At 65.8% G+C, this 14,847-nt stretch carries 15 protein-coding genes; 7 read left to right on the top strand and 8 right to left on the bottom strand.

What is annotated here, in order from left to right:
* From A8G00_RS00865 to A8G00_RS00855, 3 genes are all read left to right on the top strand, one after another.
* Positions 1-1,395, top strand: a complete 1,395-nt coding sequence (locus A8G00_RS00865) for an L-serine ammonia-lyase (protein ID WP_102999713.1) — start codon at positions 1-3, stop codon at positions 1,393-1,395.
* A gap of 172 nt (positions 1,396-1,567) precedes the next feature.
* Positions 1,568-2,221 carry an outer membrane protein gene (locus A8G00_RS00860; protein WP_025548890.1) on the top strand — a complete coding sequence of 218 codons (654 nt, stop codon included), beginning with the start codon at positions 1,568-1,570 and terminating at the stop codon, positions 2,219-2,221.
* Positions 2,222-2,314: 93 nt separating this feature from the next.
* On the top strand, positions 2,315-2,722 hold the full coding sequence (locus A8G00_RS00855; RefSeq protein ID WP_025548891.1) for a thioesterase family protein: 408 nt from the start codon (positions 2,315-2,317) through the stop codon (positions 2,720-2,722).
* Positions 2,723-2,745: 23 nt separating this feature from the next.
* Here the strand turns inward: A8G00_RS00855 and pyrF are convergent, their stop codons facing one another.
* The 7 genes from pyrF to A8G00_RS00820 are packed head-to-tail and all read right to left on the bottom strand — an operon-like array spanning position 2,746 to position 8,861.
* Positions 2,746-3,420, bottom strand: coding sequence for an orotidine-5'-phosphate decarboxylase (pyrF, locus tag A8G00_RS00850; RefSeq protein ID WP_044662571.1), 675 nt, complete (start codon positions 3,418-3,420; stop codon positions 2,746-2,748).
* Positions 3,417-3,752 carry a lipopolysaccharide assembly protein LapA domain-containing protein gene (locus A8G00_RS00845; protein ID WP_048575898.1) on the bottom strand — a complete coding sequence of 112 codons (336 nt, stop codon included), beginning with the start codon at positions 3,750-3,752 and terminating at the stop codon, positions 3,417-3,419. Before A8G00_RS00845 ends, pyrF begins: the two co-directional genes overlap by 4 nt.
* Positions 3,753-3,782: 30 nt before the next feature.
* Positions 3,783-4,655, bottom strand: coding sequence for an aldose 1-epimerase (locus A8G00_RS00840; protein ID WP_102999712.1), 873 nt, complete (start codon positions 4,653-4,655; stop codon positions 3,783-3,785).
* Positions 4,656-4,669: 14 nt separating this feature from the next.
* Entirely contained in the window at positions 4,670-6,082 is a 1,413-nt protein-coding gene (locus A8G00_RS00835; RefSeq protein WP_025548897.1) for a sugar porter family MFS transporter, read from the bottom strand.
* Positions 6,083-6,104: 22 nt separating this feature from the next.
* Positions 6,105-6,977, bottom strand: a complete 873-nt coding sequence (locus A8G00_RS00830; RefSeq protein ID WP_102999806.1) for an SMP-30/gluconolactonase/LRE family protein — start codon at positions 6,975-6,977, stop codon at positions 6,105-6,107.
* A 4-nt stretch (positions 6,978-6,981) separates the two neighbouring features.
* Positions 6,982-7,740, bottom strand: a complete 759-nt coding sequence (locus tag A8G00_RS00825) for an SDR family NAD(P)-dependent oxidoreductase (protein WP_102999711.1) — start codon at positions 7,738-7,740, stop codon at positions 6,982-6,984.
* Positions 7,737-8,861 (bottom strand): fumarylacetoacetate hydrolase family protein, encoded by a 1,125-nt coding sequence (locus A8G00_RS00820; RefSeq protein WP_025548902.1) that lies wholly within the window; start codon positions 8,859-8,861, stop codon positions 7,737-7,739. The genes A8G00_RS00825 and A8G00_RS00820 overlap by 4 nt, the downstream gene beginning before the upstream one ends.
* 138 nt (positions 8,862-8,999) lie before the next feature.
* Between A8G00_RS00820 and A8G00_RS00815 the strand changes: the two genes are divergently transcribed.
* The 3 genes from A8G00_RS00815 to A8G00_RS00805 all read left to right on the top strand — a co-directional run bounded on the left by A8G00_RS00815 (position 9,000) and on the right by A8G00_RS00805 (position 12,746).
* Positions 9,000-9,902, top strand: coding sequence for a Ku protein (locus tag A8G00_RS00815; protein ID WP_025548903.1), 903 nt, complete (start codon positions 9,000-9,002; stop codon positions 9,900-9,902).
* 3 nt (positions 9,903-9,905) lie between these two features.
* A complete protein-coding gene (gene ligD, locus A8G00_RS00810; RefSeq protein WP_102999710.1) occupies positions 9,906-12,401 on the top strand; it encodes a DNA ligase D in 2,496 nt (831 codons plus the stop codon).
* Positions 12,402-12,557: 156 nt separating this feature from the next.
* A complete protein-coding gene (locus tag A8G00_RS00805) occupies positions 12,558-12,746 on the top strand; it encodes a hypothetical protein (protein ID WP_102999709.1) in 189 nt (62 codons plus the stop codon).
* 109 nt (positions 12,747-12,855) lie between these two features.
* On the opposite strand, the gene A8G00_RS00800 is transcribed toward A8G00_RS00805, so the two are convergent.
* Positions 12,856-13,245: an EF-hand domain-containing protein gene (locus A8G00_RS00800; protein ID WP_102999708.1), complete on the bottom strand. Its 390-nt coding sequence runs from the start codon at positions 13,243-13,245 to the stop codon at positions 12,856-12,858.
* A gap of 255 nt (positions 13,246-13,500) precedes the next feature.
* Between A8G00_RS00800 and purB the strand changes: the two genes are divergently transcribed.
* On the top strand, positions 13,501-14,814 hold the full coding sequence (gene purB / locus A8G00_RS00795) for an adenylosuccinate lyase (RefSeq protein ID WP_044662564.1): 1,314 nt from the start codon (positions 13,501-13,503) through the stop codon (positions 14,812-14,814).
* Positions 14,815-14,847: the final 33 nt, after the last annotated feature.

The raw sequence follows: 14,847 nt of genomic DNA, 5'->3' as shown, positions 1-14,847 counted from the left end.
GTGACCAAATCCCGCATCGATGCGGCCGCCGCGATCAGCGTGATGGACCTGTTCACCATCGGCATCGGGCCGTCCAGTTCGCACACGGTCGGGCCGATGCGCGCCGCGCTGATGTTCATGGACTCGCTGCCCGCCATCCCGGCCCGCGTGCAATGCGAACTCTATGGATCGCTCGCCCTCACGGGCAGGGGCCACGCTACCGACATGGCGATCCTGCTCGGCCTCTCCGGCCAGCGTCCCGACAGCGTCGATCCCGACGCCATTGCCGACATCCTCGCCACCATCCGCAGCGAGCGCCGCATCCGTGCGGGCAGCGTGGAGGACCGCTTCGTTTCCTTCGACGAAACGACCGACCTCCTCTTCCGCATGGGAGAGTTTCTGGAGGCGCACAGCAACGGCATGCGCTTTTCAGCCTGGTTCGACGGGCAGGAGGAGCCGCTGGTCCGCGATTATTATTCGGTCGGCGGCGGCGCGGTCCTGCCGGGCGCGGAGGCGATCGCCGCCGACGCGCCGCTCGGCCATAATGTCGTCCAGCCCTATCCCTTCTCCTCCGGCGCGGAAATGCTGGCGCTGGGGGAGAGCACCGGCCTCAGCATCGCCACGCTGGTCCTGCGCAACGAGGGGGCCTGGCGCGCGCCGCGGGAAACCGAAGCCTTCCTCGACAGCGTGATCGACGCGATGAGCGCGTCCATCGATCGCGGCCTGAAGGAAGAGGGGTTGCTGCCCGGCGGGCTGAAGGTCCGGCGCCGTGCCCGCGCCATCCATAACCGGCTGGTGCTCCAGCAAAATGCCCTCGGCCCGGCGCAGATCTTCGAATGGGTCAGCCTCTTCGCGCTGGCGGTGAATGAGGAAAATGCCGCCGGCGGGCGCGTCGTCACCGCTCCGACCAACGGAGCGGCGGGCGTCATCCCCGCCGTATTGCATTATTATCGCCGCTTCGTCCCCGGCGCCGGCCGGGAGGGGGAGCGCCGCTTCCTGTTGACCGCGGCGGCCATGGGCTTCCTCTACAAGAAGCGCGCCTCCATCTCAGCCGCCGAAATGGGCTGCCAGGGGGAGGTGGGCGTCGCCTGCTCCATGGCTGCCGCAGGTCTTGCCGCCGTGTTGGGCGGCACCAACCAGCAGGTCGAAAATGCCGCGGAGATCGGCATGGAGCATAATCTCGGCCTCACCTGCGATCCCATCGGCGGGCTGGTGCAGATCCCTTGTATCGAGCGCAACACCATGGGCGCCGTGAAGGCGATCAACGCGGCCTATCTCGCGCTCCAGGGCGATGGCCGCCACATCGTCAGCCTGGACGCGGTCATAGAAACCATGCGTCAGACCGGCGAGGACATGGCGAGCCGCTACAAGGAAACGAGCCTTGGCGGACTGGCCGTCAATGTCGTGGAATGTTGATCAACTCACCGCCTGCACGCCTCAGCTACGCGGCGAACCGAGCTGGTTCTGTGGCATAAAGGACACAAATTCAGTTGTTTATCTCAGGTTCATGCAACCTCCAGGGACTTCCGTGACTTCACCGTCTCCCCGCCTGACAGGGGATTGAGAAGATAAAGTGGAGTACCCGAATATGCGTAAGATCCTGGCCGCAACCCTTCTGACCGGTGCAGCGGTCGCAAGCCCCGCTCTGGCGCAGGACGTCAATCCTACCTTCACCGGCCCGCGCGTCGAGGCGATACTGGGCTACGACCATACCGGCGCCGGCAGCAGCGTTGACAATGACAATGGCCGCGACGACCAGTCGATCGACGGCCTGCTCTACGGCGTGGGCGCCGGCTATGACGTGAACCTTGGCAGCGCGGTGGTCGGCGTCGAGGGCGAATATACCGACTCCACCTCGAAGAGCGGCCGATCGGACCCCACCGACCAGTTCGGCTTCGGCCGCGTCAAGCAGGGCCGCGACCTCTATATCGGTGCGCGGGCGGGCATATTGGCCAGCCCGAACACGCTGGTCTATGTCAAGGGCGGCTACACCAACACGAAGCTGGACGTCCTGGCCGGCAACACCAATGTCGAAACCGACACCAATTTCAAGCTGGACGGCTGGCGCATCGGTGCGGGCGTAGAGCGCGCCATCAACGCCAATACCTTCGCCAAGCTCGAATATCGCTATTCCAAATATGAGGATGCGCATATCGACTTCGCCAACGGCACGACGACGGACGAATTCGGCATCGACACCGACCGGCACCAGATCGTCGCGAGCCTGGGCTGGCGCTTCTGACGGGAGGGAGGGGCCGGTCGTTCCGGCCCCTTCGCCCCACGGCATGGCGCGCCGTCCTGTCGCCCTGCCTTCGAACCTGCTATGACGCTGCCCGTGCACAACGCCATTCCCCATCTTTATCCCGTCGGCATAGAGCCGGACGACATCGACTTCATGGGTCATGTCAACAATGCGAGCTATCTGAAATGGGTTCAGGCGGCCGTACTCGACCATTGGCGGGCGCTCGCTCCCACCGAGGCGGTCGCCCAGCACCTATGGGTCGCGCTCAAGCATGAGATCACCTATCGCAAGCCGACCTTCCTCAACGACGACGTCATCGCGACCGTCCTGCTGGAAAAGGTGCAGGGCGCGCGCGCCTTCTACGAAACGGTGATCCGCCGTGGCGAGGAAGTGCTGGCGGAGGTGAAGTCGAGCTGGTGCTGCCTCGACGCCTCCACGCTGCGTCCGGCGCGCCTGGCGCGGGAGGTGATCCAGCATTTCTTCGCGCCGGACGGGACATGACGTTTCGACCCTGAACGGGCCGCCTAAAGCGTCGCCTCTATCTCCCGCGCTGCAATATCCGGCTTTTCCGCCAGGCTGATCGGCCGTCCGACCACCAGGATCGAGGCGCCCCGGTCCAGCGCCTCGCGCGGCGTCACCGCGCGCTTCTGGTCGCCCATCGCGCCGCCTGCCGGCCGCACGCCCGGAACCACGAAGAACCCGTCAGGCCACGCCTTCTTCGCCAGCGCGACCTCCTCGCCGGAGCAGACGATCCCGTCCAGCCCCGCGCTGCGCGCCAGATCGGCCAGTCGCGCCACCTGATCCTCGGCCTTGCCGCCCACGCCGATGTCGAGCAGGTCTCCATCGTCCAGGCTGGTCAGCACGGTCACGGCGACCACCCGGGTCTTGGCCCCTGCCGCCGCCTTCGCGTCCTCCAGCATGGCGCGCCCGCCGGCGGCATGGACGGTCAGGATCGCAGGCTCCAGCACATGCAGCGCCTGCACCGCCTTGGCGACCGTGTTGGGAATGTCGTGCAGCTTCAGATCGAGGAAGACCGGCAGGCCGAACTTCATCATCTCATGCACGCCATGATGGCCGTGGGCGCAGAAGAATTCGAGGCCCAGCTTCAGCCCGCCCACATGATGACGCACCTGCTGCGCAAGGTCCTGAGCCTTGCGCAGGTCGGGCGTATCGATGGCGACATAGATGGGGCTGGTCATGCTGGTCCTGTGGTGGAGAGGGTAGGGGTCGCGGCCTTGTTGTCCGCGACGGCGAGGGATGGAGGGGCGGAAGACGAGGGGGCGGCGGTCGCCGCGACGAGCGCGCGCTCGGTGCTCTCCAGCTTGCGCTTCATGCGCCAGCGGGTTGCCCGCGCCATGATCCAGAAGGGCAGCGCACCCAGCAAATAGGCGCCGATCAGCAGGACCGGCAGTTTCGTTTCCATGACCAGGTCGCCCCAGAGATTCACTTCTACGCGCGTGTAATTGGCGACGCAGAATAGCGCGAGGGCGACGGCGATGACGACCCAGAAGGCAGTCCGCAGAAATTGCATCAACGCTCCTATAGCTGCTGAGCGGGCAGCTTAGGCGATTTTGTCGCGCTGCGGAAGCGCTTCGTCGGACGGAGGGAAGGCGATGCGCAGGGAAAGCGTCTTTTCCGCGCCCGGTTCGATGCTGTCCATGCCCCCCGGACGATTGACGGCATCGGGCATGTGGGTGACAGGTTCCAGGCAGAAATCCGGGGAAAGGGGCGGGCGATAGACATGGAACCATGACGCGCCCACGGCACTGAGCACGACCCGCGTCCTATCCCCTCGCCGGACGGTGGCGCTGCCGTCCCAGCCGCCATAGGCATTGTCGATCAGGCTGTTTCCCCGCACCCGCGCGCCCGCCGACCAGTCGCCGAGCGCGTCCGCGGCCATCTGCCGCACGGGCAGCATGTCGGCTGTCGCAAGCCACAGCCGGTCCGCCCGGAACTGGAGCGACGTGTCTTCGTCCGCCTGGAAATAGGGGTGGAAGCCAAGGCCCGCCGGCATGGCCTCATCGCTAATGTTGCGCAGCGTCAGGCTCATTTCGATGGCATGGTCGGACAGGGTGAAATGCTGCTGCGCTTCATAGGCCCATGGCCAGCCGCCATCGCCGTCATATCGGTGCGTGAGGTGCGCGCTGTCCTGCGCCGCCGCCGCGACGCTCCATGCCGAGGTCCAGCCGATGCCGTGGAGGCTGTGCGGATGGTCCCCGAAGTTGAGCGGCATCCGCACGTCGCGCCCGGCGAAACGAAAGCGGCCATGGGCGATCCGGTTGGTATAGGGCACCAACGGGAAGCTCGCCATCTGCAACGGATCGCTGCTGTCGGCCGGAGCGGCCCGCAATATGTCCGTCCCCGCGAAGCGAAGCGCCGCCAGCGATCCGCCGATGGCGGGGGCGAGCACGGCTTCCACCGCGCCCGCCTTCAGGGCGATCCGGCCGCTCAGCCGACCATGTCCTCAAGCTCGCGGCCTTTCGTCTCATGCACCAGGGCGCGAACGAAGAAGAAGGAGACGGCGGCGAAGAAGGCATAGCCGGTATAGGTGATCGCCAGGCCGGGCGAGACCGCCAGCGCCGGGAAGCTGACGGAGATCAGCGCATTGGCGATCCACTGCGCGAAGCCCGACACGGCAAGCCCCGATCCCCGGATCTGGTTCGGGAACATCTCGCCCAGCATCACCCACATGATCGGACCCCAGCTCATGTTGAAGAAGATCACGTAGAGATTGGCGGCCACCAGCGCGATCACGCCGTTATTGCCGGGCAGCGACACGGCGCCGTCGGCCGCCGTGACCGCCGTGGAGAAGGCATAGGCGACGGTCGCCAGCGTCACCGCCATGCCCGCCGATCCGATCAGCAGCAGCGGCTTGCGCCCGATCCGGTCGACCAGCGCGATGGTGGCAAGGCAGGCGCCGATCGACAGCACGCCCGACAGGATGTTGGTCTGGAGCGCATAATCCTCCGAAAAGCCGACCGCTTCCCACAGGGTAGCGCCATAATAGAAGACGACGTTGATGCCGACGAGCTGCTGGAACACGGCCAGGCCGATGCCGGTCCAGACGATGGGCCGGATCTTGCCGCTGGCCTTGTCGATCAGGTCGCTGAGCTTGGGCCGGTGATGATCGGCGGCCAGACTGTTGCGGATTTCGACCACCTTGCGCGATGCGGCTTCGGCGCCGAACAGGCGGGTGAGCACGGCCTGGGCGCGCTCCTCCTGCCCGCGCGCCACCAGATAGCGGGGGCTTTCCGGGATCACCAGCAGCGCCAGGAAGTAGATCGCGGCCGGAATGGCCTGGAGCCAGAACATCCAGCGCCAGGCGGGAAAGCCCAGCCACAGCTGCGCCGTCGATCCGCCGGCATAGCGCGCCAGCACGAAATTGGCGACGAACGCGCCGGTCAGGCCGGAGATGATCATCACCTGCTGCACGCTGGAGAGACGGCCGCGCACCGCCGCCGGAGTGACTTCGGAAATATAGACCGGGGAGATCACGCTCGCCGCGCCGACCCCCAGGCCGCCGACGATGCGCGCGACGATGAAGATGACGGACGATCCCGCCGCCCCCGCCAATATCGCGCTGACGAGGAACAGCGCGGCCGACAGCATCATCACCCCGCGCCGTCCGATCAGGTCGGCCATGCGCCCGGCCAGGAACGCGCCGATGGAGGAGCCCACCAGGATGGCGCCGACATTGACGCCGATGCCCAGCTTGCCGAGGTCGAAGGCGCTTTCCAGCCCCTTTTGCGTGCCGTTGATGACGCCGCTGTCATAACCGAACATGAACCCGCCGATGGTCGCCACGGCGACGATGGCGGCGATGAAGGCCATATTGACCTTATCGGCACTCCCTTCGGACATTCCTGCTCCTCCGATTTATATTCTAGATGGCTGCAATATAGGATGTTTGCCCGCGCGCGCCGGGATCGAAAGCGAAAAGATCACCGGCACAGGGCTGCGCGAGAAGCTGGTCCCTCGTCAAGCCCTTGCGTGCGGTGGTGGCATAGGCGACCGACAGGTCCGGTCCGCCAAAGGCGATCTTGGTGACATTGGCGACGGGAAAGCGGACCTCCGCCATCAGCCCGCCCGCGGGATCGTACCGCCGCGCGGCCCAGCCGGCGAACAGCCCGGTCCACAGGCAGCCTTCCGCATCGACGGTCGGTCCATCGGGATAGCCGGCGCCATCCTCGATCTCCGCGAACAGCGCCGTATCATGCAGCGTGCCGTCCGCCGCGATCCGCGTCCGCCAGATCCGCCTGCCCAGCGTGTCGGTGTGATAGAGCAGCGTGCCGTCCGGCGAGACGGCAGGACCATTGGTGATCGAGACGGGAGGCAGACCGCTTTCAGTCAGCCGGCCCTGGTGCAGCCTGTAGAAGCGCCCGCTATCGGCCTCCTCCCCATCGTCCATCGACCCGAACCACAGGCCGCCCGCCGGATCGACGGTGGCGTCGTTCAACCGGTTGCCGGGCCGGTCGGCCTCCGGCGCGTGCAGCAGCGTGAAGCCGGCGGCATCGGGATCGAACCGGTGCACGCCGGACTGGAGCCCGACGGCGAACGATCCGTCCTGCGCCGGAACGATCCAGCCGACCTGGCCCGGCGCGTCCCAACTGCGCGCGACGCCCAGATCAGGGTCGAAGCGGTGGATGCGCTTCTCCTTGATGTCGACGAACCAGAGCGCTGCATCCCGCGCCACCCAGACGGGCCCTTCACCCAGGGTCGCGCCGACGCTGAGGACGCTTTCCGGAACCGGGGCCATGGCCTCAGCGCCAGCCCGCATCGATGAAATAATCATGCCCCGTGCACATGCGCGCGTCGTCGGACGCCAGGAACATGGCCAGCGCGGCCACGTCCGCCGGCATGATCCGCCCGTCCAGGCATTGCGCGGCGACGATCTCCGCCTCGCCTTCGGGCGTGTACCATTTCATCTGCCGCGGCGTCTTCACATTGCCGGGGATGATGGTGTTGACGCGGATATTGTCGCGCCCCAGATCGCGGGCCAGACTGCGCGTCAGCCCCTCGATCGCCGCCTTGGCGGTCTGGTACAGCACCAGATCGGGCAGGGCGAGGTGCCAGCTTATCGACCCGAAGTTCAGGATCACCCCGCCGCCCGCGCGCTTCATCGCCGGGGCCACCGCCTGCGCCGCGAAGAAGAGGTGGCGCAGGTTCACCGCCATGCGCTCGTCCCAATAGGCGGGCGTGACATCCTCGATGCCGTGGCGGTCGTCATTGGCCGCATTGTTGATCAATATGTCGACGCCGCCAAGCTGCGCTTCCACCGTGGCGATCATGGCCTGCACGGCTTCGATGTCCCTGAGGTCGCAGGGGTGGAAGACGGGCGCGAAATCCGCGTCCTTCAGCCGTTCCGCGACGGCCCGGCCTTCTTCATGCGCAATGTCGCAAAAGGCGACCCTGGCTCCCTGGGCGGCAAAGGCTTCGACCAGCCCTTCACCGATTCCGCTGCCGCCGCCGCTGATGAAGACGCGCTTGCCCTTCAGGCTGGGATAGATGGCGCCGCTCATGCGAGCAGGCCCCGCTTGGCGAGATTGGCCATCAGCGCGGCAAGTCCGAATTTCCACGGCGCCGCCTGCTTCGACGTCACGACCCGGTTCACCAGCCGTCCCAGGCGCGGGGTGGAGATGGCGACGATGTCGCCCACCTTGTGGGTGAAGCCGCGTCCCGGTTCGTCGCGATCCTGGACGGGTGCGAACAGCGTGCCCAGGAACAGGGCCAGGCCGTCGGGATATTGATGCTCGGAAAGCGTCTGACGCACCAGTTCCAGCGGATCGCGGCTGATCTGGTTCATGCTGCTGGTGCCTTCCAGCCTGTAGCCTTCCGGGCCGTCGATGGTGAGTTCGACCACGGCATTGCGCACGTCATCGATGGTGAAATCATTGTCGAACAGCCGGACGAGCGGCCCCAGCGAACAGGATGCATTATTGTCCTTGGCCTTGCCGAGCAGCAGGGCGGAACGACCCTCCAGATCGCGCAGATTGACGTCGTTGCCCAACGTCGCGCCGACGGTCCGGCCGCCGGCATCGACGATCAGCACGATCTCCGGCTCCGGATTGTTCCAGTTGGAATCGGAACGGATGCCGATCTCCGCGCCCGCGCCCACCGTCGAGAGCACCGGCGCCTTGGTGAACACCTCGGCATCCGGGCCGATGGCGACCTCCAGATATTGCGACCAGAGCCCGTCTTCGATCAGCGCCTGCTTGAGCGCCGCCGCCTCGGCCGAACCCGGCACGACGGCGCGGATCGACCCGCCGACCCGCTCCTCAAGCCGCGCCCGGATTTCCGCCGCCGCGCCTGCTTCGCCGCGCGCCTGTTCCTCGATCACCCGTTCGATGGCGGAAAAGGCGAAGGTCACGCCGCAGGCCTTGACGCATTGCAGGTCGACCGGGCTCAGCAGCGGCAGGTCCAGCCTATCCAGCGCGCCCAGCGCCACGCCATTGGCGGTCCTGGCGGCAGGCAGCATTTCGACCAGTTGCGCGACAGTGGGGGCGACGCGGCTCATGTCATAGGCGATGCCGCCTTCGACCAATATGGGGGTTGGGCCATCCGCCGTTTCCACGCGGCCAAGGAACAGGCCAGACCGCCAGTCGGCGGGAAGGCAATCGAGCAAAGTGGAGACCCCCGGCATCATCGACTCCTAAGAACGTCCGTTATTGATAGCGCTACCACCACGACTGGCGGTCGAAGTCAAGGGTGCTGGGAGTCGTAGCCGCGGAACCGCCCCATCGCCCGCGCATTTCCTCCTGAAAAAGGAGGGAGCACGCTCATGGCCGCTCGCGCATATTGGCAGGGGCAGATTCGTCTGGCGCTGGTATCCATTCCGGTGGAGATCTATGCCGCCACCAAGTCCGGCGCGCAGATCGCCTTCCACCAGATACACCAGCCCAGCGGCAAGCGCGTCCGGTATGAAAAGACCGTTCCGGGCCTGGGTCCGGTCGATCCGGAGGACATCGTCAAGGGCTATGAGCTGTCCAAGGGCGACTATGTGCTGCTTCAGCCCGACGAGATCGACGCGGTGAAGCTGGAGAGCAAGAAGACGCTCGAACTCACCCAGTTCGTCGACGCCAGCGAGATCGATGTCCTCTATTATGAGCGGCCCTATTATGTCGTGCCCGCCGACGATCTGGCGGAGGAAGCCTTCATCGTCCTGCGGGAGGCGCTGCGGCGGACGAAGAAGGTCGGGCTGGGCCAGCTTGCCATGCGGGGCCGGGAATATATCGTCTCGCTGAAGCCTTGCGGCCGGGGCATGGTTCTGGAAACGCTGCGCTATGCCGATGAGGTGAACCGCGCCCAGAGCTATTTCCGCGACATAGAGGATGCGAAGCCCGACGCGGAGCTGCTCGACCTTGCCGAGACGCTGATCGAGAAGAAGACCGCGCCCTTCAAGCCCGACAGCTTCCACGACCGTTATGTGGACGCGCTGGAAAGGCTGATCGAAAAGAAGAAGAAGTCGAAGGGCCGCCGCGTCATAGAGGAGGAAGAGGAGGGCGCGGCTCCGCGCGGCAGCAATGTGATCGACCTGATGGCGGCGCTCAAGAAGTCGGTCGGTTCCGGCGCGGCTTCTTCCGCTGCGAAACCGGCGGCGAAGAAGGCGCCTGCCGCCAAGGCGCCCGCCAAGGCCACGACGCGAAAGACCCCCGCCAAGCCGGCCAGCCGAAAACGGGCCTGACCCATGGCCGATGCCGATCCGCTCAGCACCTATAACCGCAAGCGCGATTTCACCCGCACCCGCGAGCCGGCGGGCAAGCGCGTACGCAGCCACGGCAATGGCAACGGCTTCATCGTGCAGAAGCACGATGCGACCCGCCTGCATTATGACTTCCGCCTGGAAATGGATGGCGTGCTCAAGAGCTGGGCAGTGACGCGCGGCCCCAGCATCGATCCCGCGGACAAGCGGCTGGCCGTCCGCACGGAGGATCATCCGCTTTCCTATGCGACGTTCGAGGGGACCATTCCCAAGGGGGAATATGGCGGCGGCACCGTGATGCTCTGGGACGAGGGCACATGGGAACCCGTTCCGGGCAAGAGCGCGAGCGACATCGAAAAAGGGCATCTCCATTTCATCCTGCACGGGCAGCGGATGCGGGGCGAATGGCTGCTGATCCGACTGAAGCCGCGGGGCAGGGAAAAGGGAGAAAACTGGCTGCTGCGCAAGATCGAGGATGCCCATGCCGGCAGCGCGGACGAACTGACCGCGCGCGAGCTGACGAGCATCAGGAGCGGTCGCACCATGGCGGAAATCGCCGCCGGCACGCCGCCCATGTCGCTGAAGGGGAAGAGGGGAAAAGCCTTTGACGCGGCGATGGCGCAGGCCGACCGCGCCGTCCCGGCGAAAAGGCGCGCCAAGGCAGGGACGGGCCGCATGCCGGCCTTCCAGCCGCCGCAACTGGCGACGCTGGTCGATGCCGTGCCCACGGGCAATGGCTGGATGCACGAGATCAAATATGACGGCTATCGCTGTCTGGTTTCCGTATCGGGCGGGAAGGTCAAGATCTTTACGCGGTCGGGCCTCGACTGGACGGACCGGTTTGCGCCGTTGCCGGCGGAAATCGGGGCGATGAACCTGCCCGCCGCCTTGATCGATGGGGAAATCGTCGCCCCCGGCAGCGATGGGAATCCGGATTTCTCCACGCTTCAACAGGTGTTGAAGGGAGAGGGAAAGGCGGCGCTGCACCTGTTCGCCTTCGACCTGCTGCATCTGGACGGGCAGGATCTGACCGCCATGCCCAATATCGGCCGCAAGGAAAAGCTGGCCGGCCTGTTGGGGGAGGGTTCCGCCCATGTCCATGTCGGCGATCATGTCGTCGGCGCCGGCGAAAAGCTGTTCCACGCCATGTGCGGCGCAGGGCAGGAGGGGATCATTTCCAAGCGCGCCGACGCCGCCTATCGCGGTGCGCGCACGAAGAACTGGCTGAAGGTCAAATGCACCCGCCGTCAGGAATTCGTCATCGTCGGCTGGACTCCCAGCAGCGCCAGCGGCCGGTCCATCCGCAACCTGCTGCTTGGCCAACGGGAAGGGGATGGCCTGGTCTATGCGGGAAAGGTCGGCACGGGCTTCAACGCGGCCAACAGCGCCGGACTGATCGCCGCCCTGGGCAAGCGCGGGCGCAAGACCGCCGCGCTCAGCGTGCCGCGCAGCGAAAGCAGGGGCGCTCAATGGGTTCGCCCCGATCTGGTCGCTGAAATCGCCTTTGCCGAATTCACGGCGGAGAATATCGTCCGCCATGCCAGCTTCCTTGGCCTGCGCGAGGACAAGGCAGCCAGCGACGTTCGACGCGAGGAAGCCATGCCGACGCCCGAAGCCCGTAGCTCGATCCGGATCAGCAATCCCGACCGGCTGATCTTTCCGGAGGCGAAGATCACCAAGGGCGAGCTGGCCGATTATTACGCCCGCATGGGCGCGGCGATGCTGCCCTGGATCGCCCGCCGGCCGATCAGCCTGGTCCGCTGTCCGCAGGGCCGGGCGAAGAAATGCTTCTTCCAGAAGCATGACAGCGGCAGCTTCGGCGATCATGTCAAACATGTCCCGATCCGCGAGAAGGAAGGGAATGAGGAGGATTATCTCTATATCGAGGATATCGAGGGATTATTGGCCTGCGTCCAGATGGGCGCGATCGAATTTCATGGCTGGGGGTCCAGTGTCGCGGATGTCGAGCGGCCGGATCGCATGATCTTCGACCTCGATCCCGACGAAGGGCTGGACTTCGAGGATGTGAAGAAGGCCGCGCGGGACATCCGGCGGGCGCTGGAGGATCTGGGCCTCACCAGCTTCGCCATGCTGTCCGGCGGCAAGGGCATCCACGTCGTCGTGCCGCTGACGCCGCAGGCGCAATGGCCGGAGGTCAAGGATTTCGCGGACCGCTTCGCCCGCGCCCTCGCCGCCCAGGAACCGGACCGCTTCACCGCGACGATGAGCAAGGCGAAGCGCAAGGGCCGCATCTTCATCGACTGGCTGCGCAACCAGCGCGGCGCGACGGCTGTGCTGCCCTATGTGGTGCGCGCCCGCGAGCCGGCTTCCGTCGCCGCCCCCGTCACCTGGGAAGAGCTGGACGGGATCGACAGCGCCGCGCACTTCACGGTGAAGGATGCTGCCGTCCTGCTGGACCGCGCCTCTTCGCGGGACCTGCGCGGCTGGGGCGAGGCGCATCAGCCGCTGCCGGCGCATTAGGACGGCCTGCGTCAAATCCGACGGGGGCTGCACGCTCCGGATTTTTGCTGTCGCATCGGTGCGAAGGTAGAGTCGGTTGCCGACACGGCGCTTGGGCGGATTTTTGCCGCATTCGCCTTTTCTGCGCCTGTGCTTTGTTGCATATCGGGAATCACCATGACGAAGCCGACCGAAGAAGCGCCCGATAGCGGCGCCGCCGCCCCTGCCTCCACCTCCGAGACGTCCGACATGGCCTCCGCAGCGCGTAAATCGGCGGGCAAGGCGGTCTGGATGGGAACGGCCGTCGGCATAGGATCGGCCGCCATCGTCGCGGCGTTGCTCTACGCGAACAAGAAACGGGGCTGAAGCTCCCTCCGGGAAAGCGGAAAAAAAGGAGGCGGCATGGCCTTCGCTCCATGCCGCCTCATGATGCGACCCTTCCAGGGCTCTGTCCCCGCTCGGACGGGGAATTATCCTATGCCGCGCTGCCGCTCAGATAGGCGATCAGTTCCGGCTTGCTGACCGACATGCTCTTGTCCGCGTCGGCGGTGACGAAGGCGCCGTCGGCCCAGGCGGTCACTTCGGCGGGCGGAAGGGACTGGCCCGTCGCCTTCAGCTCCTGATCCTTGAGCGCCACCATCCATCGCGAAAATTCCGCCTTGTCGAGCTGCCCGTCATGATTCTGGTCATAGGCCGGAAATTCCGTATCGACGATGGATGCAACCGCATCGCCCGGCGCGGCGGGCTGGGCCTCATTCCCCTGCGGCGAGGCCGGAGCGGCTTCCTGCGGTGCGGCTGCCCCCGCCTGCGCAAGGGCGGGCGTTGCGGCCAGGAAGGCGCCCGTCAGAAGAAATGCGCGGATCATTATCTGCTCCAGAACCGATCGTCCGTATTTCACATGGGGTAATAGCCAGATAAAACATGTGGTTCCTGACTTTTTGTTCATGCCGCTCCACTCATCTTCCGATTCGCGTCGTTTCGCCGCCCGATCCTGCCATTAATGGGATGAAGTACGGGAAAGCGGCGCTTCCTGCCCCGCCCTCGCGGTCGATTTGCCCCGGAAAGGCGGGACTGCTAGGCGGCGCAGCGACATTCAACTCATGCACGCAGGATTCGCCCGATGGTCCCCCGTTACGCCCGCCCGCAAATGACCGCCCTCTGGGAGCCGGAAGCCCGCTTTAAAATCTGGTTCGAGATTGAGGCGCATGCGACCGAAAAGCTGGGCGAACTGGGCGTCGTGCCAGCATCCGCGGCCAAGGCGCTCTGGGACTGGTGGGCGACCAACCCCGCGATCGACGTGCCGGCCATCGACGCGATCGAGGCCGTGACCAAGCATGACGTCATCGCCTTCCTGACCTGGGTCGCGGAGCAGGTGGGCGACGAAGCCCGCTTCATGCATCAGGGCATGACGTCCAGCGATGTGCTCGATACCTGCCTTGCCGTGCAGTTGAGCCGCGCCGCCGACCTGTTGATCGAGGATCTCGACAAGCTGCTGGAGGTCATCAAGCGCCGCGCCTATGAGCATAAGCTGACCCCGACCATCGGCCGCAGCCATGGCATCCATGCGGAGCCGGTGACCTTCGGCCTTAAAATGGCAGAGGCCTATGCGGAGTTCAGCCGCTGCAAGGCGCGCCTGATCGCCGCCCGTGCCGAAGTCGCGACCTGCGCCATTTCCGGCGCGGTCGGCACCTTCGCCAATATCGACCCCCGCGTCGAGGAGCATGTCGCGGAAAAGCTGGGCCTTGCCATCGAGCCGGTGTCGACGCAGGTCATCCCGCGCGACCGCCATGCGATGTTCTTCGCCACGCTGGGCGTGATCGCCTCCTCCATCGAGCGGCTCGCCGTCGAGGTCCGCCACCTTCAGCGCACCGAGGTGCTGGAGGCGGAGGAATATTTCTCGCCCGGCCAGAAGGGCAGTTCCGCCATGCCGCACAAGCGCAATCCGGTGCTGACCGAGAATTTGACCGGCCTTGCCCGCATGGTGCGCAGCTATGCCTTGCCGGCGATGGAGAATGTGGCGCTGTGGCATGAGCGCGACATTTCGCACTCGTCGGTCGAGCGCTATATCGGTCCCGACGCCACCATCACGCTCGACTTCGCGCTGGGCCGGCTGACGGGCGTCATCGACAAGCTGCTCGTCTACCCTGAGCGGATGATGAAGAATCTCGACAAGATGGGCGGCCTGGTCCACTCGCAGCGGGTGCTGCTGGCGCTGACGCAGGCGGGCGTCTCGCGGGAGGACAGCTACCGCTATGTCCAGCGCAACGCGATGAAGGTGTGGGAATCGGACGGCCAGCTATCGCTGATGGAACTGCTGAAGGCCGACCCCGACGTCGCGGCCGCCCTCACGGCGGAGCAGATCGAAGAGAAGTTCAACCTCGACTATCACTTCCGCCAGGTCGACACGATCTTCCGCCGGGTATTCGGGGAATAGGATCGAACAGGCCCGGCAAGCCGTGCCGGGCCT

The sequence above is a fragment of the Sphingobium sp. SA916 genome (assembly GCF_002894065.1).
Taxonomy (GTDB): domain Bacteria; phylum Pseudomonadota; class Alphaproteobacteria; order Sphingomonadales; family Sphingomonadaceae; genus Sphingobium; species Sphingobium fuliginis.
The sequence above is the reverse complement of the archived record's forward strand: the minus strand, read 5'-3'. Positions and strand labels throughout refer to the sequence as shown.

Bases quoted from the DNA above. Each gene is read 5' to 3' on its own strand.
- A8G00_RS00860 (WP_025548890.1), top strand. From the start codon at position 1,568: ATGCGTAAGATCCTGGCCGCAACCCTTCTGACCGGTGCAGCGGTCGCA.
- pyrF (WP_044662571.1), bottom strand. From the start codon at position 3,420: ATGACCAGCCCCATCTATGTCGCCATCGATACGCCCGACCTGCGCAAG.
- A8G00_RS00845 (WP_048575898.1), bottom strand. From the start codon at position 3,752: ATGCAATTTCTGCGGACTGCCTTCTGGGTCGTCATCGCCGTCGCCCTC.
- A8G00_RS00835 (WP_025548897.1), bottom strand. From the start codon at position 6,082: ATGTCCGAAGGGAGTGCCGATAAGGTCAATATGGCCTTCATCGCCGCC.
- A8G00_RS00830 (WP_102999806.1), bottom strand. From the start codon at position 6,977: ATGGCCCCGGTTCCGGAAAGCGTCCTCAGCGTCGGCGCGACCCTGGGT.
- A8G00_RS00825 (WP_102999711.1), bottom strand. From the start codon at position 7,740: ATGAGCGGCGCCATCTATCCCAGCCTGAAGGGCAAGCGCGTCTTCATC.
- A8G00_RS00820 (WP_025548902.1), bottom strand. From the start codon at position 8,861: ATGCCGGGGGTCTCCACTTTGCTCGATTGCCTTCCCGCCGACTGGCGG.
- A8G00_RS00815 (WP_025548903.1), top strand. From the start codon at position 9,000: ATGGCCGCTCGCGCATATTGGCAGGGGCAGATTCGTCTGGCGCTGGTA.
- ligD (WP_102999710.1), top strand. From the start codon at position 9,906: ATGGCCGATGCCGATCCGCTCAGCACCTATAACCGCAAGCGCGATTTC.
- A8G00_RS00805 (WP_102999709.1), top strand. From the start codon at position 12,558: ATGACGAAGCCGACCGAAGAAGCGCCCGATAGCGGCGCCGCCGCCCCT.
- A8G00_RS00800 (WP_102999708.1), bottom strand. From the start codon at position 13,245: ATGATCCGCGCATTTCTTCTGACGGGCGCCTTCCTGGCCGCAACGCCC.
- purB (WP_044662564.1), top strand. From the start codon at position 13,501: ATGGTCCCCCGTTACGCCCGCCCGCAAATGACCGCCCTCTGGGAGCCG.